Annotated in this window: 17 protein-coding genes; 6 read left to right on the forward strand and 11 right to left on the reverse strand. The window is 64.7% G+C overall.

All coding sequences use genetic code 11. The annotated features are described in order from the left end of the window. Positions 1-94: 94 nt before the first annotated feature. Both ACKLLE_RS02545 and ACKLLE_RS02550 read left to right on the forward strand, forming a co-directional pair. Positions 95-610, forward strand: coding sequence for a hypothetical protein (locus tag ACKLLE_RS02545; protein ID WP_420056691.1), 516 nt, complete (start codon positions 95-97; stop codon positions 608-610). Positions 611-735: 125 nt separating this feature from the next. Next, positions 736-2,691, forward strand: a complete 1,956-nt coding sequence (locus ACKLLE_RS02550; RefSeq protein WP_420056692.1) for a DNA topoisomerase III — start codon at positions 736-738, stop codon at positions 2,689-2,691. 118 nt (positions 2,692-2,809) lie between these two features. On the opposite strand, the gene ACKLLE_RS02555 is transcribed toward ACKLLE_RS02550, so the two are convergent. Beyond that, the gene (locus ACKLLE_RS02555; RefSeq protein ID WP_420056693.1) at positions 2,810-3,631 is read right to left on the reverse strand and encodes a class I SAM-dependent methyltransferase; all 822 of its coding nucleotides are present in this window, start codon (positions 3,629-3,631) and stop codon (positions 2,810-2,812) included. A 116-nt stretch (positions 3,632-3,747) separates the two neighbouring features. Between ACKLLE_RS02555 and ACKLLE_RS02560 the strand changes: the two genes are divergently transcribed. Further along, positions 3,748-4,137, forward strand: a complete 390-nt coding sequence (locus ACKLLE_RS02560; protein WP_420056694.1) for a VOC family protein — start codon at positions 3,748-3,750, stop codon at positions 4,135-4,137. 82 nt (positions 4,138-4,219) lie between these two features. Here ACKLLE_RS02560 and ACKLLE_RS02565 read toward each other — a convergent pair whose 3' ends face one another. The 3 genes from ACKLLE_RS02565 to ACKLLE_RS02575 all read right to left on the reverse strand — a co-directional run bounded on the left by ACKLLE_RS02565 (position 4,220) and on the right by ACKLLE_RS02575 (position 8,675). Continuing rightward, complete coding sequence (locus tag ACKLLE_RS02565; RefSeq protein WP_420056695.1) at positions 4,220-6,313, reverse strand: TonB-dependent siderophore receptor; 2,094 nt, start codon at positions 6,311-6,313, stop codon at positions 4,220-4,222. A 178-nt stretch (positions 6,314-6,491) separates the two neighbouring features. Continuing rightward, a complete protein-coding gene (locus tag ACKLLE_RS02570; protein ID WP_420056696.1) occupies positions 6,492-7,436 on the reverse strand; it encodes a p-hydroxyphenylacetate 3-hydroxylase reductase component in 945 nt (314 codons plus the stop codon). Between the two features lie 69 nt (positions 7,437-7,505). Continuing rightward, positions 7,506-8,675 (reverse strand): p-hydroxyphenylacetate 3-hydroxylase oxygenase component, encoded by a 1,170-nt coding sequence (locus ACKLLE_RS02575; protein WP_420056697.1) that lies wholly within the window; start codon positions 8,673-8,675, stop codon positions 7,506-7,508. 259 nt (positions 8,676-8,934) lie between these two features. Between ACKLLE_RS02575 and ACKLLE_RS02580 the strand changes: the two genes are divergently transcribed. Further along, on the forward strand, positions 8,935-10,419 hold the full coding sequence (locus ACKLLE_RS02580; protein ID WP_420056698.1) for an aldehyde dehydrogenase family protein: 1,485 nt from the start codon (positions 8,935-8,937) through the stop codon (positions 10,417-10,419). Between the two features lie 185 nt (positions 10,420-10,604). Then, positions 10,605-11,468 (forward strand): LysR family transcriptional regulator, encoded by an 864-nt coding sequence (locus ACKLLE_RS02585; RefSeq protein WP_420056699.1) that lies wholly within the window; start codon positions 10,605-10,607, stop codon positions 11,466-11,468. Here the strand turns inward: ACKLLE_RS02585 and ACKLLE_RS02590 are convergent. The 5 genes from ACKLLE_RS02590 to ACKLLE_RS02610 all read right to left on the reverse strand — a co-directional run bounded on the left by ACKLLE_RS02590 (position 11,465) and on the right by ACKLLE_RS02610 (position 15,059). Then, entirely contained in the window at positions 11,465-12,613 is a 1,149-nt protein-coding gene (locus ACKLLE_RS02590; protein ID WP_420056700.1) for an HPP family protein, read from the reverse strand. The two genes, ACKLLE_RS02585 and ACKLLE_RS02590, sit on opposite strands and share 4 nt — an antisense overlap. A 201-nt stretch (positions 12,614-12,814) precedes the next feature. Next, positions 12,815-13,525: an anti-sigma factor gene (locus tag ACKLLE_RS02595; protein WP_420056701.1), complete on the reverse strand. Its 711-nt coding sequence runs from the start codon at positions 13,523-13,525 to the stop codon at positions 12,815-12,817. Further along, a complete protein-coding gene (locus ACKLLE_RS02600; RefSeq protein ID WP_420056702.1) occupies positions 13,522-14,058 on the reverse strand; it encodes a sigma-70 family RNA polymerase sigma factor in 537 nt (178 codons plus the stop codon). The genes ACKLLE_RS02595 and ACKLLE_RS02600 overlap by 4 nt, the downstream gene beginning before the upstream one ends. A 68-nt stretch (positions 14,059-14,126) precedes the next feature. Beyond that, positions 14,127-14,651, reverse strand: a complete 525-nt coding sequence (locus tag ACKLLE_RS02605; protein WP_420056703.1) for a DUF3455 domain-containing protein — start codon at positions 14,649-14,651, stop codon at positions 14,127-14,129. Positions 14,652-14,771: 120 nt separating this feature from the next. Further along, complete coding sequence (locus tag ACKLLE_RS02610) at positions 14,772-15,059, reverse strand: hypothetical protein (RefSeq protein WP_064303765.1); 288 nt, start codon at positions 15,057-15,059, stop codon at positions 14,772-14,774. 154 nt (positions 15,060-15,213) lie between these two features. Between ACKLLE_RS02610 and ACKLLE_RS02615 the strand changes: the two genes are divergently transcribed. Beyond that, on the forward strand, positions 15,214-15,651 hold the full coding sequence (locus ACKLLE_RS02615) for a hypothetical protein (protein WP_009408865.1): 438 nt from the start codon (positions 15,214-15,216) through the stop codon (positions 15,649-15,651). Positions 15,652-15,722: 71 nt separating this feature from the next. On the opposite strand, the gene ppnN is transcribed toward ACKLLE_RS02615, so the two are convergent. Together ppnN and ACKLLE_RS02625 are read right to left on the reverse strand one after the other, a co-directional pair. Further along, positions 15,723-17,096, reverse strand: a complete 1,374-nt coding sequence (ppnN, locus tag ACKLLE_RS02620) for a nucleotide 5'-monophosphate nucleosidase PpnN (RefSeq protein ID WP_064303766.1) — start codon at positions 17,094-17,096, stop codon at positions 15,723-15,725. Between the two features lie 164 nt (positions 17,097-17,260). Further along, a complete protein-coding gene (locus ACKLLE_RS02625; protein ID WP_420056704.1) occupies positions 17,261-18,454 on the reverse strand; it encodes a Bcr/CflA family multidrug efflux MFS transporter in 1,194 nt (397 codons plus the stop codon). Positions 18,455-18,533: the final 79 nt, after the last annotated feature.

Genomic DNA, 18,533 nt, shown 5'->3' on the forward strand with positions numbered 1-18,533 from the left:
CCGGCTTCAACCAAACCCTACGCGGTTTGAAGTTTGTTTGTAGACGCGTATTTCCCACTCACCGGGGCGCCATTCCCGGTATAGGAGATCAGCTATGAACAAACGTGTCGTTACCTCACTCTTCATTGCCTTGGGCACCTGCTTCGCCCTTCATACCCCGTCAACCTACGCAGGCGTATCCGTTGGAGGCGCATGCGATGCCAACAAGGGATTGGTCTGTGCTGCTGGGCTGGAATGCAGCAACGCTACCTGTCAATACCCAAGCGACAAAATCGGCGGCGACCTTCAGCAGTGCAAGAATAAACTGATAGAAAATGGAATGAGTTCCGGAGCTAAAGCCTCACTCTACCAAAACACCTGCTATGACACTGTAAGTTGCCCTGGGGTATACGATAACCTGTATGAATTCGCGAAGCTCAAGGATGAGCCGGAAACAAGAATCGAATATGGTGCAGATAGCGACACCCCTGGCGGCTACCAAAAAGAGGTGGCTACTGGGGCAAATGCGAAAAGGGAGGCCTTCCTCAAGGCCGCAGTTCAGGCCTGCAGCCAATGCACCTCTGGTGGCAAACCAAGATGCTTTTATCCAGCAATGAAAATCCTGTACTGATCCCCCAGGCCTGTCCAACGCAGCCCATGTCAACCTTGCTGTATATCCATACAGATAATCCTTGCTACCCATTCATTTCCTGCGCATCCTAGGGAACCTCGTTCCCCAGGATGCCTCCCTTCCCCATGCGCCTGTTCCTCTGCGAAAAGCCCTCCCAGGCCAAGGATATCGCCAAGGTCCTCGGCGCCAGCCGGCGCGGGGATGGCTGCTGGGTGGGCAGCGGGGTGACGGTGACCTGGTGCATCGGCCACCTGCTGGAAACCGCGCCGCCCGACGCCTACGACGCGCGCTACAAGCGCTGGGTGCTGGCCGACCTGCCGATCGTGCCGCAGCAGTGGAAGATGCAGGTCAAGCCCAAGACCGCCAGCCAGTACAAGGCCGTCAAGCGCCTGCTGGGCGAAGCCGCCGAGCTGGTGATCGCCACCGATGCCGACCGCGAGGGCGAGATGATCGCCCGCGAGCTGGTGGAACATTGCCGTTATCGCGGGCCGATCCGCCGCCTGTGGCTATCGGCGCTGGACGATGCCTCGATCCGCAAGGCCCTGGCTGCGCTCAAGCCCGGTGCCGAAACCTTCAGCCTGTACCATTCGGCCCTGGGCCGCTCCCGCGCCGACTGGCTGATCGGCATGAACATGAGCCGCCTGTTCACCCTGCTCGGCCGCCAGTCCGGCTACCAGGGCGTACTGCCGGTGGGCCGGGTGCAGACCCCGACCCTGCGCCTGGTGGTGGACCGCGACCGCAGCATCGCCGATTTCGTCCCGGTGCCGTTCTGGGCCATCGATGTGCAACTGGACAGCGCCGGCACGCTGTTTACCGCGCAATGGCGGGCGCCGGATGATGTGTGCGACGACCAGGGCCGCTGCCTGAAGCAGGAACTGGCGCAACAGGCCGCCGCAGCGATGCAGGCGGCGGGCACGGCGCAGGTTATCGAGGTGAAGACCGAGCGGGTCCGCGAAGCAGCGCCCCTGCCCTTCGACCTCGGTACCCTGCAGGAGGTCTGCTCGAAGAAGCTGGGGCTCGGCGCCCAGGAAACCCTCGACATCGCCCAGTCGCTGTACGAAACCCATAAGGTCATCACCTACCCGCGCAGTGATTGCGGCTACCTGCCAGTGAGCCAGCACAGCGAGGCGCCGGCGATTCTCGCCGCGCTCGGTCGGGCCGATCCATCACTGGCGCGCTTGCAGCCACACCTTCAGGCCCAGCGCCGCTCGCGGGCGTGGAACGACGCCAAGGTCAGCGCCCACCACGGCATCATCCCCACCGCGGCGGCGGTCGATCCCAACCGCCTGCCGGGCAAGGCCAAGGCGGTCTACACCTTGATCCGCGCGCGCTACCTGGCGCAATTCCTGCCCAACCATGAATACGACCGTACCCAGGCGGATTTCGACTGTGCCGGCCAGGCGTTGCGGGCCGTGGGCAAGCAGATCGTCGAGCCGGGCTGGCGACGGGCCTTGCCGGAAGCGCTGACGCCGCCCAAAGGCCGGGAGGCGCCAGCAGCGCAAGTGCTGCCGGCGCTGAGCAAGGGTCAATGGTGCGAGGTGCGCGATCTGCAATTGAAAGACCTCTGGACCCAGCCGCCCAAGCCCTTCACCGAAGGCGACCTGATCAAGGCGATGAAGAACGTCGCCAAGCTGGTGGAAGACCCGCGCCTCAAACAGAAGCTCAAGGAAACCACGGGCATCGGCACCGAGGCGACCCGGGCCGGGATTATCCAGGGGCTGCTCGATCGTGGTTACCTGGTGAAGAACGGCAAGGCCCTGAACGCCACGCCGGCGGCCTTCAGCCTGATCGACGCGGTGCCGCGGGCGATCGCCGACCCGGGTACCACGGCGATCTGGGAGCAGGCGCTGGATATGGTGCAAAGCGGGGAAATGAGCCTGGAGACCTTCGTCGAGAAACAGTCGGCCTGGATGAGCAAGCAGGTGGAGCGCTGTGCAGGCATGCAGTTGCGGATTTCCGGGCCGGCAACCCCGGCCGGCCGGGGTGGATCGCCTTGGAAGAAGAAGTGCAAGGCGGGTACTGCGGCGAAGGATGGGGTGAAGCGGGTGCGCAAGCCGAGGGTGAAAAAGGCAGGGAGTTGATGGGGTGTTCTCGAGGGCCTCATCGCTGGCAAGCCAGCTCCCACAGGTCCGGTGTATGCCATACCTGTGGGAGCTGGCTTGTCGGGCCGCCGAACCGCAGCGATGAGGCCAGCAACCCCTACTCCTTCACTGCCTGCAAGGTATAACTCAAGGGCAACCGCCAGGGCTGCTTGTCCAGCTGCCATTCCCCATTGTCCCGCCGGCTCATCTGCCCCGGCAGCGCTTCCCAGGGGATGCTGTCGTGCTCCACGAGCCCGGTGACCCGAAGCCCCTGGCTGATCAAGGCACTCACCACCTCGCCCAGCCCGTGGTTCCATTCATGGGTTTCGGTATTGACCAGGCTGGCGTCGGTGCTGACGTAGGTCTGGTCACTGATCCATACCGTCGGCTCGGGCCGTTCGAAGTACGGGTATTCCACCACCAGCCGGTCCTGATGATCCTCATTCAGGGCCAGCAGCATCGGATGGCCCTCGCGCAGGAACAGTCGCCCGCCCGGCTTGAGCAGGGTCGCCACGGTCCCGGCCCAGCGCTGGATGTCCGGCAGCCAGCACAGGGCGCCGATGCCGGTATAGAGCAGGTCGAACGAGGCAGCCGGCAGCACCGAGCAGGCCGCGTAGACCTCGGCTTCGACGTACTCGATGTGCGTGGCGCAACGCCCGGCCAGGGCCCGCGCCTGTTCCAGCGAACGCGCGGAAAAATCCAGCCCGGTCATTTGCGCGCCAAGGCGGGCCAGGGACAGGGTGTCGGTACCGATATGGCATTGCAGGTGCAGGCCGCGCAGGCCGTCGATATCCCCCAGCAGCGGCAAATCGAAGCGCACCACTTCCGAGAGGTGCGCGGGGTCGGCGACGAATGCCGCCACCTCGTAGTCGCCGGACGCCGCATGCAGCGGCGCGCGCTCATCCCAGCTGGCTTTGTTGAGCGCCAGTGAATCGGCCATGGTCAGCTCCTTTGGTCCAGGTCCGTGCGCCAAGATAGTGCGCTCGTTCGACAGTGGCAATGTGCTGGATGCCGCAGTGCGGTATGACGTCGGCTTCATCATCAAGGAGGAACGGCATGAAACTGGGTTACACCATTGCTTACGTCGCCGATGTAGCGGCGTCGTTGCGCTTTTTCCAGCAGGCCTTCGGGTTGCAGCAACGCTTCCTGCATGAGTCGGGGGATTATGGCGAGCTGGAAACCGGCGCAACCACCCTCGCCTTCGCTTCGCTGGAACTGGGTGAGATGAATTTCGAGGGTGGCGTGCTGGCGGCGAGTGAAAGCCAGCGGCCACTGGGGATGGAGATCGGATTGGTGACCGAGGATGTACCGGCGGCCCATGCCCGGGCGGTGGCGGCCGGGGCGGTGGAGCTGAAGGCGCCGCAGGTGAAACCCTGGGGGCAGACGGTGTCGTGGGTCAGGTGTCCGGCGGGGATTCTGGTCGAGTTGTGCACTGCCGTGGGTTGACGGGTTGGTCTTGAGGGCCTCATCGCTGGCAAGCCAGCTCCCACAGGGTCTGCGGCGCTTGCGATGAGGCCCTCAAGGACCACTACATCGAATAAGCCAGGCTCAGGCTCAGGTTGCGCGGCTCGCCCGGCATGTTCCACGCCAGGTTGTACCCGCGCTCGTAGTACTTGCGGTCGAACAGGTTGTTCAGGTTCAGCCCGAGGGTCAGTTGTTCACTGGCCTTGTAGTGAGCCAGCAGATCGACCGTGCTGTACGACGGCAGCCTGAAGCTGCTTCCCGCCTGCCCCGAGCGGTCGCCGACATAGTTCGCCGAGGCGCCGAAGTCGGAGCCGCGCAACGCCCCGTCCTGGAACTCGTATACCGCCATCACGCTGCCACTGTGCCGCGGAATGCCCAGCAGATCGCTGCCCTTGGGCAGGCTTGCATCGCCCTTGGTCACTTCGGCGTCGATGTAGGCATAGGCGCCGATCACCCGCACTGCATCCGTTACCTGCCCGCTGAACTGCAGGTCCACACCCTGGCTACGCGCCTTGCCCGCCGCGATGCTGTCGCCGAAGGCATCGGTGGTGATGACGTTTTCCTTGTCGATGTGGAACAGTGCCAGGGTCGCACCGACGCGGCTGTCGAACAGGTCCAGCTTCAACCCGGTTTCATAGCCGATACCCTTCTCCGGCTTGTACACCTGCCCGCGCGTGCCAATGGCGTTGGGCTTGAACGAGGTGGAGGCATTGGCGAACACGCCTATTTGCGGGGTCACCTGATACAGCAGGCCAACACGTGGCGTGGCGACATCCTTCTCCTGACTGTTGCTGACCCGGGTCGTGCGGTTCAGCGCCGTCTGCTCGACCCGCTCCAGGCGCACCCCGACCAACCCGCGCAGGCGGTCGGTAAAGGCGATCTGGTCTTGCAGGTTCAACGCATAGCTTTCGGTGTGCTCGAAGAAGTCATTGGCATTCACCAAGGGTGGCTTGGCCTGGCCGTACACCGGGTTGTAGATGTCGAGCCCGTAGCCGAAGCCGGTCACGCTTTGCGGATACTTCTGGCTGTTGTGGTAGTTCTCGTACTCCAGGCCGACGAGACTCTGGTGCTGCCAGCCGAGGAATTCGAACTGCCCGTGCAGCTCGGCCTGGGTGATGTTGTCGTTCCACTCGAAGTTCCGCTCGCGGTAGAAGCGGCTGATGCGATCACCCACCACCCGCGAGGTTTCCGAACTGTTTCCGCGCAGGGTGCCCTGGGTGTAGTGGTTGGCCAGGCGCAGTTTCCAGTTGTCGTCGAGGTAATGCTCCAGCGCCAGGTCCAGGGTCTGGTTGTCATTGCGGATATGGCCGTCGTTGGGCTCGCCAAGGAAGGTCGAACGGGAGACCGGGCCCAGTTCGTTGTTCACCGCCGGGATACCCCGGTCGAATACCGATTCGGTGCGGGAGAATTCGCTGTCGAGGGACAACAGCGTGTCTGGGGTCAGTTGCCAGCTCAGGGACGGACTGACGATGGCGCGGCGGCTGTCGACATGGTCGCGGAAGCTGCCGTTGTCCTCCAGCGCCAGGTTCACCCGGGACAGCACCCGTCCCTCCTCGTCGAGCGGCGTGTTGACGTCGAGGCTGCTGCGATAGCGGTCCCAACTGCCGGCGCTGGCCTTGAAGGTGCTGAAGGCCTCGGCCTGGGGCTTCTTGCCGACGATATTCACCAGGCCGCCCGGGTCGCCGCGCCCGTACAGGCTGGCGGCCGGGCCCTTGAGCACTTCGATGCGCTCGATGGTGGAGGTATCCGGCGCACTGTAGCTGCCGCGGTTGATGGCGAAGCCGTTCTTGTACAGCTCGCCCGTGGTGAAACCGCGCACGCTGTAGTTGAGGAAGGTCAGGCCACCGAAGTTGTTCTGCCGGGAGACGCCACCGGCAAAATCGAGGGCACGGTCGATGCGGGTGGTGTTGAGGTCTTGCAGCACCTGGGCGGGAACCACGCTGATGGCCTGCGGCGTGTCGCGGATATCGGTGTCGGTTTTCGTCGCCGTGGCCGAGCGGGTGGCGCGATAGCCCTGGACAGGGCCGTCGGCGCGTTCTTCGATCTGGCGTTCGCTGATGGTCAGGGCGTCGAGCAGAACCGGTTCCTGGGCAAGGGCGGGCAGGCCGAACAGGCTGGCGGAAAGGCCGAGGGAAAGTGTGGTGAGCGGGGTGTTCATGGGGGCACCTGAATTGTTGACGTAATAACATAACAATTCAGATACAAAAAGACACCTTTGGGTTTGTGGGGATTTGGGGCCGCTGGCGCAGCCAATCGCCGGCAACGCCGGCTCCCACAAGGCCGCGAGCACCGCCACCCTGTGGGAGCCGGCGTTGCCGGCGATGAGGCCAGTGGATTCACCCGCGAATCACAGCCTTGAGCACCGTCTTGAAGTTCTCGATCTGCTCTTCACTGAACTGCCCGAACACCTTGTCCTGCTGTTCCTTGGCAATGCTCCACAGCGCCTCGGTCTGCTCCACGCCATTGGAAGTCAGGCGCACATTGCCGCCCTCCTCGCTACCGCTGACCAAGCCCTTGCGGGTCAGGTTGGCCACCGCCTCGTCGATCTCCCGCGCCGGCATCGCCACTTCGCGTTGCAGTTCGGCAAGGCTCAGGCCGGCATCGTTCTCCAGCACCATGAGCATCCGCGCTTCGCTGGTACGCAGGCCACTGGACAGCTGGCGCGGCTGGTACCCGGCCTGATAGGCGCGCAGCGCCTGGGTCATCAGGTAGTACAGGTTATGGCTCAAGCGCCCCTGGAAGTGGCTGCTCGGCGGCTGCCCTTCCTCGCGACGGGTCATTCGCGTATGCGGCAGCACCATCGAGTAAGCACCCTGGTGGTACAGCAACGGTGAACGTCCGCAATCCTCGAAGGCCACGACCTTGCCGATCATGATCCAGTGATCGCCACCGTCGACCATCTGGTACTTCTCGCACTGGAAATTGGCCGAGCAGTCCATGAGGATCGGCGCCCCGCCGGCCCCCGGCTGGTGCGCGATCCCGGCGAAACGGTCATCACGCGGCTTGGCGAAGTTGTTGGACAGGTCGATCTGGTCCGCCGCGAGGATGTTCACCGCGAAATGGCTGGCCGCATCGAAGGTCGCCAGGCTGCTGGAGCGCTTGTCCAGGCTCCAGAGGATCAGCGGCGGATCGAGGGACACCGAGTTGAAGCTGTTGGCGGTAACGCCCACCTTGTTGCCCCGGCCATCGTCGGCGGTGACTACGGTAACGCCAGTGGCGAAGTTGCCCAGGGCGCGGCGGAAGGCGCGGCTGTCGAAGGCCGCGGCAGTTTCTGCAGACATGCAAGACTCCCCGGCTGCCGCACAGGGCAGCCGTGATTGTTGTTATGCGAGAGAGAAAAAAGTCCGGACTCAGACCATGCTCGGGTCAGGTTCCAGGCCCATCAGTTCACGACCGAGGATCTGCGCGCAGACGTCGTAGTCGGTGTAGGCATGGGCGCCGGTCATGTGCGAGTCGCGCCACAGGCGCTGCAGCTCGTTGCTTTCGAACCAGGCGGTACCGCCGGCGGCCTCGTACAGGCGATCCACGGCCTGGATGCACATTTTCACCGCGTAGGCCTGGTTGGTACGCCAGAAGGCCAGGGTCTCGCGGCTCGGGTATTCCTTGCGCGCACCATGCTCGGCGTGATCCTGCCAGGTCTTCTCGAGGAAGGCGCGGGCGGCGGCGACCTGGTGGGTCGACTCGGCCAGGCGCATCAACGCAGGCGTCGCGGCACCGACGCTGGCGCCGGTGTAGGCACGCACGCGGTTTTTGGTCTTCTCGCGGAACACCTCGAGCATGCGCTCGGCGATCCCCAGGCTGACGGTGGCGAAACCGACGGCGAAGTACGGGCGGTACGGGGTGTAGAAGATCTTGCTGTCCGGGTACAGACCGAAGCCGGCGGACTTGCCTTCCATCATGTCCTTGGCTTTCTGGATACGGTGCTCGGGGACGAAGGCCTTGTCGATGACCAGGGTCTTGGTGCCGCTGCCCTTCATGCCGGCGGCGAACCAGTCATCGCGGATCTCGTAGTCGCTGCGCGGCAGCACGGCGAAGCAGTAGTCCTGGGTGCCTTCGGCGTTGGTCCGGCGGCAACCGACGATGGCCCATTCGGCATGGTCGCAGCCACTGCTCCAGCCCATTTCACCACTGAACAGCAGACCTCCCTCGACCTCTTCGACCCGACCGAACGGCGCAATGCTGCTGGACGCGGTGTGGTCCGGATCCACGCCCCAGATCTCTTCCTGAAGCCTGGCGGGGAACATCGCCAACTGATGGTTATGGGTGCACAGCAGGCTCATGGCCCAGGCGGTGCTGGCGCAGGCGCCGGCCAGCAGGGCGATGCAATCGGTGAACTCGGGCAGGGAGATTTCCATGCCGCCCCAGGCCTTGGGCTGGAAAGCACGATGCAGGCCGATGCCCTTGAGCAGGGCGATGTTCTCGGCGGGAACCATGCGTTCCTTTTCGGCGCGGGAGGCGTTGGCGGCGATGGCCGGCAGTACCGACCTGAGGTCTTCGAGCAGCGTGTTTGGCTTTTTCATGGGAGGTCCTGCTTATTATTGGATGTCCGGCCCACCTGCCAGCGGCGGCGGTTGCGGCGGATTCGGAGCCAGTATGGGAGCCGGACAACCCGCTGGAAATGCACCTTCCACGGACAAGATTGTACTTTTCATGGCGCAGCCCTCCTGACTGCCACGCCCGTGGCAGACCCGGTCATGTCGTCGTGGCAGGCACAGTCAAGTCCCATCCCCGAGGCTGCGCTAGGGTGCGGTTTTGCCTCTTTGCACAGGTACATCCGACATGAGCATTTCCCTTCTGCCCTCCGTCCAGGCGTTCCTCCAGCGTGATCACGGCCTGTTCATCGACGGCCGCGCCCAGCCCGCCGCCGGCGGGCGCAAACTGGACGTCATCGATCCGGCCAGCGGCGAAGTCATCAGCCGCGTTGGCGAGGCCAGCACGGCGGATATCGATGCCGCGGTGGCCTCGGCGCGCAAAGGCTTCGCCCAGTGGTCCGCAGCGGCGCCCGCGGTACGCGGCGCAGTGCTGCTGAAACTGGCCGACCTGCTGGAACGCAACCGCGAGGAACTGGCGCAGATCGAAACCCTGCAATCAGGCAAGCTCATCCAGATCTCGCGCAATTTCGAGGTCGACCAAGCCGCGCACTTCCTGCGCTACTACGCCGGCTGGGCAACCAAGATCAGCGGCGAAACCATCACCCCGTCGCTGCCCTCGTTCAACGGCGAGAAATACACCGCCTTCACCCTGCGCGAGCCGGTCGGCGTGGTGGTAGGCATCGTGCCGTGGAACTTCTCGACCATGATCGCCATCTGGAAACTGGCCTCGGCGCTGGTCACCGGTTGCAGCGTGGTGATCAAGCCCAGCGAGTTCACCCCGCTGACCATCCTGCGCATCGCCGAGCTGGCGATCGAAGCCGGGCTGCCGGCCGGCGCGCTGAACGTGGTCACCGGCGCCGGCGGCGTGGGCAAGGCGCTGATCGAGCATCCGCACACCGACAAGGTTTCCTTCACCGGCTCGGTGCCCACCGGCCTGGCCGTGGGCCAGACGGCCATGGCCGCCAACCTGACCCGCGCAACCCTGGAACTGGGCGGCAAGAACGCCGCCGGCTTCCTGCCGGACGTGGACGTGGAAAAAGCGGTCAATGGCATCATCGAGGCGGGCTTCCTGCACTCCGGGCAGATCTGCGCGGCGGCCGAGCGCTTCTATGTGCACCGCTCGCAGATCCACGCCATCACCCAACGCCTGTGCGAGCGCCTGAGCCAATTGAAGATCGGCTCGCCGCTGGATGAAAGCGCCGAGTTCGGCCCGGTCACCAACAAGCAGCATCAGGCCAAGCTGGGCCAGTTGTTCGCCAAGGCACGGGCGGAAAACTGCAGCATCCTGCATGGCGGCCAGTTGATCGACGGCCCGGGCTGCTACGTCGAGCCGACCGTGATCCTGGCCAACTCGGCCAAGGACAGCCTGATGACCGAGGAAACCTTCGGGCCGGTGGCGACCTTCCTGCCCTATGACACCGAGGAAGAGCTGGTCGAACTGATGAACGACAGCCCTTATGGCCTGAGCGCCAGCCTGTGGACCAACGACCTGGGCAAGGCCATGCGCCTGATTCCGCAGATCCAGGCGGGGACGCTGTGGGTGAACATGCATACCCTGCTCGATCCGGCGGTACCGTTCGGCGGGATCAAGGCCTCGGGTGTGGGCCGGGAATTCGGCGGGGCGTTCATCGAGGATTACACCGAGCTGAAATCGGTGATGATCCGCTACTGATTTCGTCAGTGCACCGCTAACCCTGTGGGAGCGGGTTCACCCGCGATTCGGTAGTGAATTCACCATCGCAATCGCGGGTAGACCCGCTCCCACAGGGTTTTGCAGGGCCCGCGAAATCCCGTTCCAACGCAAAATCCGTAATAAAGCCTTAGAATCCCCAGCTCCCCTCCCCTCCAGGTTGCCCCATGGACATCGAGCTGGCCCGGACCTTCCTTGAAATCGTGCGCAGCGGCAGCCTGGTCGCTGCCGCCGAGCGCCTGCATGTCACCCAGACGGCCATCAGCGCCCGGGTGCAGAAGCTCGAACAGCAACTCGACAGCCAGTTGTTCATTCGCAGCCGCACCGGCGCCAGCCTGACGCCCAACGGCGAGGCCTTCGTGCCCTACGCCAAGCAGTTGCTGCACACCTGGGAAGCGGCTCGGCGCGATCTGCCGCTGACCGACAACTCCCTTCAGGTGCTGCGCATCGGCGGCGAAGTCAGCCTGTGCAACCCGCTGATGCTCGACTGGGTCAGCGTGCTTCATGAACGGATGCCGCACCACGCGATCCGCAGCGAAGTCGGCGCCAGCGACAGCCTGCTGGACAAACTGGAAGCCGGCACCCTCGACGCTGCGTTGGTCTACCAGCCGATCTACAGCCCCGGCCTGCAGGTGGAACAACTGCTGGAGGAAAAACTGATCCGCATCCAGCTCAAGCGCAAACCCGAGCCTTACGTCTACATCGACTGGGGCGACGCCTTCCGCCGCCTGCACGACGAGGCCCTGCCCAACTGCACGCGCCCGGACATCAGCTTCAACCTCGGGCCGCTGGCCTTGCAGTTCATCCTCGAACACGGCGGCAGCGGTTATTTCCGCACGCGGGTGGTGCAGAGCTATCTGGACCGCGGGGTGCTGGAACGCGTGCCGCAGGCGCCGGAATTCCCCTATCCGACCTGGCTGGTGTACCCGCGGGAACGGGATTCGCAGGTGCTGCAGCAGGCCTTCGACCTGCTGCGCGAGGTGGTGGCGCGCGACAGCGACTGGTCGCAACGCTGGGACCCGCTGATCTAGGCGGCCTTGGCCAGCCGGTCCTGAGCCAGCAGATGTTGGCTGAGGGCGGCGATCAGGTCGGTCTGGGTCACCACACCGACCACTTTCCCGCCTTCCAGCACCGGCAGGCAGTGCAAGCCGCGGTCGCACAGCAGCGGGATCAGCTCCACCGCCTGATGATCGCTGTCCACGGTGATCACCGGCTCGCTCATGATCTGCTCCAGCGTCACCGCCTTGCCGCGACCGAACAGCCCGCGCCAGCTGAACCTGGCCTGGGCCATGGCCGGGCCGACCAGGTCACTGAGGCTGACGATGCCCACCAGCTTGCCGGACTCGTCCAGCACCGGAAGGTTCTTCAAGTGATGGCCGGACAACTGCTTCCACGCCTGCTGCAAGGTGGTCCGCGGGCTGGCGAACTGCACGTCGCGGGACATCACCCTGGCCGCCGTGAGGCCACCGAGGCTGCGCTGCACGGCGTGACGTTCGGTAGCGAGGATGATCCGCTCCAGCTCGGGGCGAGTCACATCGACGAACCCGCCCAGTTCCTCCAGGGCATCGTCCAGGTCGCGGCTGCTGATCCCGACGCGCTCGCTGGCCGGCTGGTCGGCGGTGGCATGGGCGGCTTTGCGTGGCGCGCCGATCTTCGGGTAAAGCACGCCAGTGAGGCGGTTGTAGCCGATGGCCACGGCCAGCACGATCAGAGCGTTGAGCATCACCGGCTCGATCACCCGCACACCCATGGCCGCCAGCGACGGATCGGCCAGGGCCAGGCTCACCGCCAGCGCCGCCCCCGGCGGGTGCAGGCAGCGCAGCAGGCACATCAACAGGATCACCAGCAACAGGGCGGCACTGGCGACGAACAGGCCCGGGCCGAACCAGTGGTGCAGGCTGATGCCCACCGCTGCCGCACAGACGTAGCTGGCGAGCAGCGGCCAGGGCTGTGACAGCGCGCCGGAATGCACGGCGAACAGCAGCACGGTGGACGCCGCCAGCGGCGCCATCAGGTGCAGCGCCGCAGCCGAACCGAACAGGTAGCTGCACGCACTCCCCGCTGCTACCAATGCCAGCAAGGCACCGATCGCGGCACGGAACCATTCTTGGGGGGGGATATGCAAAGCAGCCGGAATGAAGCGATCGAACCAGTGACCAAGACCACGACTAGACATGTGACGACCAGGCACCTTCTTGAAGAAAAGAAGCCCGCCCAACCTGGGCGGACTTGTATCGCGAGGGGCAATACGCAATGGGCTCCTTCCGTGGAGATGGAAAGATTGCCTGGCAGTCTGAAGAAAACCGGCCCGTTGCTCCAATTCAAAAAAGTGCTGTTTTAGTGCAATTATTTTGCAGTGTCGCATTTTGGTGCTAGCTCAGAGCACCTTGACCGCCCGCCCGATGAACTGGATCGGACCGCTTGGCTTGCCCGTCGGCGAGCCCGCCGGGCCCTCCAGGGTCAATTCGAAGAGCTGGTTGTTTTCCAGCGGCGGCAGGCTCTCCAGCGGCACCTCGACGCGCTCGCCCGGCTTGATCAGGCCCAGCGAAACCGGACCGCTCCAGCCGTCGGCCTTGGTCCAGAATTGCAGGGTCTTGCCCGCCGGTACCTCGGCCATGCCCAGCGGGATCAGCTGGGCGCTGCGCGGGCTGCTTGCCTGCACGACCCAGCCAGGGGCCTGGTCCTGCGGGGCGACCAGCACCACCAGGTAGGTCGGTACCGGTGCAGGCGCTTCACGCCACAGTACAACCGCCATGAACAGGCTGGCCGCCAGCCCTGCTGCGGTGGTCCAGCGGCAGGGCGTAGCACGCTGCCACCAGCGCGAAGGGGTCGCTATGGCCGCCGCAGGCGAGAGGCCATCAAGGCTGCGCTCGATCCTTTGCCATAGATAATCCGAAGGCATTTGCGCCGGTGCCAATTCCTGCAGCGGCTGCAGGCGGCGCTCCCAGGCATCCACCGCCGCGCGCAACGCCGGATCGTGTTGCAGACGCCGGGCCAGCGCCTGGCGCTGTTCGGACGGCAGCGTACCCAGCACGTATTCGGCGGCCTGGGCATCCAGATCGTGGTCCTTACCGTCGCCGCTTGTCATCCCATGCACTCGCGCAAGGCAGCCAGGCTGCGTTTGACCCAGGCTTTCACCGTCCCCAGCGGACTATCGAGCTTGTGCGCGATCTCGGCGTGGGAGTAGCCATCGACATAGGCGTGAACCAGGCATGCCCGGCGTAGTGGCTCCAGTTGGTCCAGGCACTGGTTCAGGCGAGCACCGTGTAACAGCCCGTCGAGCTCGCCGGTAGTGGTGAGTGCGGGCTCGCTCCGTTCGTCCAGCTCCACGTCCCGTTCCTGGCTGCGCAGGAAATCCAGCGCCAGGTGCCGGGTGATGCTGAACATCCAGCCACGCCCGCTGCCCCGCGCCGGATCGAAGGTGGCGGCGCGGGTCCAGATACGGATGAAGGCGTCGTGCACCACATCCTCTGCCAGTGCGGTGTCCTTGACCAATCGCCGGGCCACGCCGAGCAGGCGCGGGCCCTCGACGTCGTACAGGCGTCGCAGGGCCTGGCGGTCGCCGCGGGCGCAGGCCGCCAGGTGGTCTTCGTAGTCGAACGCAGGTGCGGATAAGGTCACAGGATCTCGCCGTGGCTGGGGACTGGCTGAAAGCAGCGTAGACCAGCCCCCGGGCTGGCAGTGGCGATTTAGCGGGCGGTCCAGAAAATATAATCCGCCTGGTAGCTCACCACCTCGCGCTTGCCCTTGTCGGCCGTGGTGCAGGCGCTGCCCGGCGCGACCCCGCCCTTGAGCGCCGTGCGCTGGATGTAGGTCACGCCGCTCATGGCGCCCTTGCCTTCGGCCGGATTGGCCTTGACCAGTTGGTACGGCAGGTTGCCAGGGCTCGAAGGCGCTACCGCCAGTTGCGTGCCCGTGACCCTGGAACCGTCCTTGGCCTGCCAGGTCGCGGGTGGACCGAAGTAATCGCCTATGGCCTTGCCGCTACGGTCGTTGAGCACCGCTTTCGGCCCGACGAAGACCCATTCGGTCTGCCCCGGCATATTCGCCTTGTCGCGGCACTCGTAGGTGATTTCACCGACGCCCGTGGTCTCCAGGGCGACCTTGTGTCCGTCGGGCACCTTGATGCTGTCGGGCAGCGTACTGCTGGCGTGGGCCAGGGCGCTGGACAACAGGGCGGCAACGACCAGTTCGAAGCGGTATTTGACGTTCATGGGCATGACTCCAGTCAGGGGATCGGTTCGCAGCGCGCTGGCTGCTGTCTGGACTACCTGGCTGGAGCGGAAATGGATGCAGGCCGCTGAAAATAAATCCGCAGCAGCCCGGGGGAGCGCTTACAGCCCCAGTTCTTCCGGGGTCAGCATGTCCGATTCGAAGGCGATCCAGCCGTATTCCAGCTCGGCGTGGCCGTTGAGGATCTCGCCGTAGTAGGTCAGGCCGTTGTCCAGGGTGACGCAGATATGGGTAGGGTTTTCCGGGGCGGCCAGGGTGCCGTTGAAGTGGACTTTCTTCAGTTTTTCCGACACCGCCTCCAGGGAAACCTGCACACCGGTATTTTCGGTGGCTTCGACGTCATCGCGCTGCTCGGCGCTGATGGTGACGGTGGAGGTGTATTTCTGCATGCTCGGCGGCTCCGGAATGGACGGACGGGAAAAGTCGCACAGGATAAGCCAGGCCGCCGCTAAAAGCCCGCCCGGCCATCATGAAAACGAGCACCCGGGGCCGCGCGCTGGTATCGTGCCCGGCTGAATCCGCACGACCGCAAAGGAGATGACCTTGAGTGCCGAAGCGAAAATGACCGGTGACCTGTTCGAAGTCGACAAGCGCCTGAGCCTGAAGCCCGTGGTGGACTTCAACACCTACCTGAGCAATGCCTTCGGCGACGGCCGTTGTGCCTGCGCGCGCTGCAAGGACAGCGCCAACGACGAAAGCGCCTATGCCTTCGCCCACAGTTTCGAATTCAACGGGATTCCCTTGCATCGGCGCTTCGCCGTGACAACGGCGGCGGACGTGCTGGGCGGTCTGAAGAAGGCGTGGCTGTCCTACAACAAGGAAGAGATGCCGATGACCGGAAGCCTGGACCTGGAAGCGGTCAAGGCCTTTGTCGAGCCGAGCCTGCATGTGCGGGTGAAGCCACTGTTGCTGGCCAGTGGGCTGGTGAAGGAGCAGGCCGACGGGGGCCTGCAATTGATGGCTGACGGGGATTTTGTGTAAGCCTTGAGGGCCTCATCGCCGGCAACGCCGGCTCCCACATTGTGGGAGCCGGCGTTGCCGGCGATTGCGGGCTACGCCACTACCCGATAACACGGCACATAGGCCGCCCCACCCGGCAATTTCATCCGGTGCTGTTCGACGAACGCCTGCAGCAGCTTGTCCAGCGGCCCCATGATCTCGGGATCGCCATGGATCTCGTACGGCCCGTGTTCCTCGATCAGCCGGATGCCCTTGTCCTTGACGTTCCCCGCCACGATCCCGGAAAACGCGCGGCGCAGGTTGGCCGCCAGTTCATGGGGCGGCAGCGACCGGCTCAGCTGCAGTGCCGCCATGTTGGCGTGGGTGGGATCGAACGGCCGCTGGAAGCTCTCCTCGATCTTCAGCAACCAGTTGAAATGGAAGGCGTCGTTGCGCTCGCGACGGAACTGCTTGACCTCCTTCAGCGCCTCGGTCATCACCCGCGCCACCTCTACCGGATCATCGATGATGATCTGATACAGGCCCTGCGCCGCCTCGCCGAGGGTGGCCCCGATGAAGGCATGCAGTTGCTGCAGGTACGGCGCCGCACTGCGCGGGCCGCTGAGGATTACCGGGAAGCGCAGCTCGCGGTTCTCCGGGTGCATCAGGATGCCCAGCAGGTAGAGGAATTCCTCGGCGGTGCCGGCGCCGCCGGGGAAGATGATGATGCCGTGGCCGACACGGACGAAGGCTTCCAGGCGCTTCTCGATGTCCGGCAGGATCACCAGTTCGTTGACGATCGGGTTCGGCGCCTCGGCGGCGATGATTCCCGGTTCGGTGAGCCCCAGGTAGCGCCCGCTGCTCATGCGCTGCTTGGCATGGGCGATGGTGGCGCCCTTCATCGGCCCCTTCATCACGCCCGGGCCGCAGCCGGTGCAGATGTCCAGCTTGCGCAGGCCCAGTTCGTGGCCGACCTTCTTGGTGTACTGGTATTCCTCGCTGCTGATGGAGTGGCCGCCCCAGCACACCACCAGCTTGGGATCGACGCCCGAACGCAGGGTCCGCGCGTTGCGCAGGAGCTGGAACACGTAGTCGGTGATGCCCTGGGAGCTGTCCAGGTCGATTTTCAGGCGATCGAGCTCGCTTTCGGTGTAGACGATGTCGCGCAGGGCGCTGAAGAGCATTTCCCGGGTACTGGCGATCATTTCGCCATCGACGAAGGCGTCGGCCGGGGCATTGAGCAGTTCCAGGCGCACGCCACGGTCCTGCTGATGGAAACGGACCTCGAAGTCCTTGTAGGCATCGAGGATGGTCTTGGCATTGTCGACATGGGCGCCGGTGTTGAGGATGGCCAGGGCGCACTGGCGGAAAAGGGTATACATGCTGCCCGAGCCGGCCTGGCTCAATTGCTGGACTTCACGTTGGGAAAGCGTCTCCAGGCTACCTTTTGGGGCGACCGAAGCATTGATTACCTGTCTTTGGGTCATTCTGGATTCCATGCTGTTCGGTGCCTGCGAACGACTGTGGCACCGCTGTTGTGAACACCGCACGCGCGGGTCTCGCACCTGTTTGTAACAGGTGCCCCGGCATGAGGCAAACGCCGCCGGGGTTCACTGAGTATGGACGCTTGCGCGGACTTGTCGTTCCCTCCTCAGGCCTTGTGCCTGACACCTCGGACAATCATCCCGTAGCAGGCCAGGCAGCCCAGCCCCGCCAGCGCCAGGGTCAGGCACATCGGCCGCGGCGTGCCGTCCGCCAGGGCGCTCACCAGCGCGGAAAACAACGCGCCCAGGGCGAACTGGCAGGCCACCGCCAGCCCGGCCGCAGCCCCGGCCTGGCGCGGGTACAAGGCCAGCAGGCTGGCTACGCAATTGGCACCGAGCAACCCGGTGACGCTGACATAGACCACCACCAGGGCCACCACCAGCGCCAGCCCGCCCCAGCCGGTCAGGCCTGCCGCCAGTAATCCGAGGGCTGACGCCCCGGCAAGGCCCGCGCCCACCGCCAGCATGCGCAACGGCCCCCGACGGCTCACCAGGCGGGCGTTGACCAGGGTCATGAGGATGATCCCGGCGATGTTCAGGCCGAACAGCCAGGCGTAGCTGCGCGGCGACACGCCGAAGTACTCCATGTAGACAAAGGGCGACGCGGTGATGAAAGCGAACATGCCGGCGAAGGCCAGGCCCATGCACAGGATGTAGCCCAGCGCCAACGGTTGCGTGGCGATGTGCCAATAGGCCAGGAATACCGTGCCCAGGCTTTCGCCGCGCTGATCGGGCGCGTGGGTTTCGGCAAGCTTCCAGGTGGCGGCAACCAGGCAGGTCGCGCCGAACAGCAGCAGCCCGAGGAATACCGTGCGCCAGCTACCCAGATCCATCAGCACGCTACCCAGCAGCGGTGCGACCAGGGTGGCAAGCATGGTCACCAGGTGCATCAGCGACAGCACCTTCGCCGCTTCGGCCAGGGCGAACAGGTCGCGCACGATGGCCCGCGCCAGCACCGAGGCCGCGGCCCCGCCCAGGGCCTGGAAGAAGCGCCAGGCGACAAGCTGCTCCACCGAGCCGGCGAACAGGCAACCCAGGGTCGCCACCAGGTACAGGCCGATGCCACCGAGCAACAGAGGACGCCGGCCATAGCGGTCGGACAGCGGGCCGTAGACCAGCATGCCCAGGCACAGGCCGACCAGGAACAGGCTGATGGTCAGTTGTACGCTGCCAGCGCTGGCCTGCAGGTCCCTGGCGATCAGCGGCAGGCTGGGCAGGTAGGTATCGATGGACAGCGGCGCAAAGGCCACCAGGGCAGCGAGCAGGACGATCAGCCGTGCCGGATTGGAGTTACGAATCATTGGGGCTCCGCATGCAAGTCATGGCGTTAATGGATCCAGGTAAACAGCGAGGTTCCTGGCTTCGCGGGCTAAAAGATAA

Origin of the sequence: Pseudomonas bharatica, from assembly GCF_048586865.1 — a bacterium.
GTDB classification, from domain to species: Bacteria; Pseudomonadota; Gammaproteobacteria; order Pseudomonadales; family Pseudomonadaceae; genus Aquipseudomonas; species Aquipseudomonas bharatica.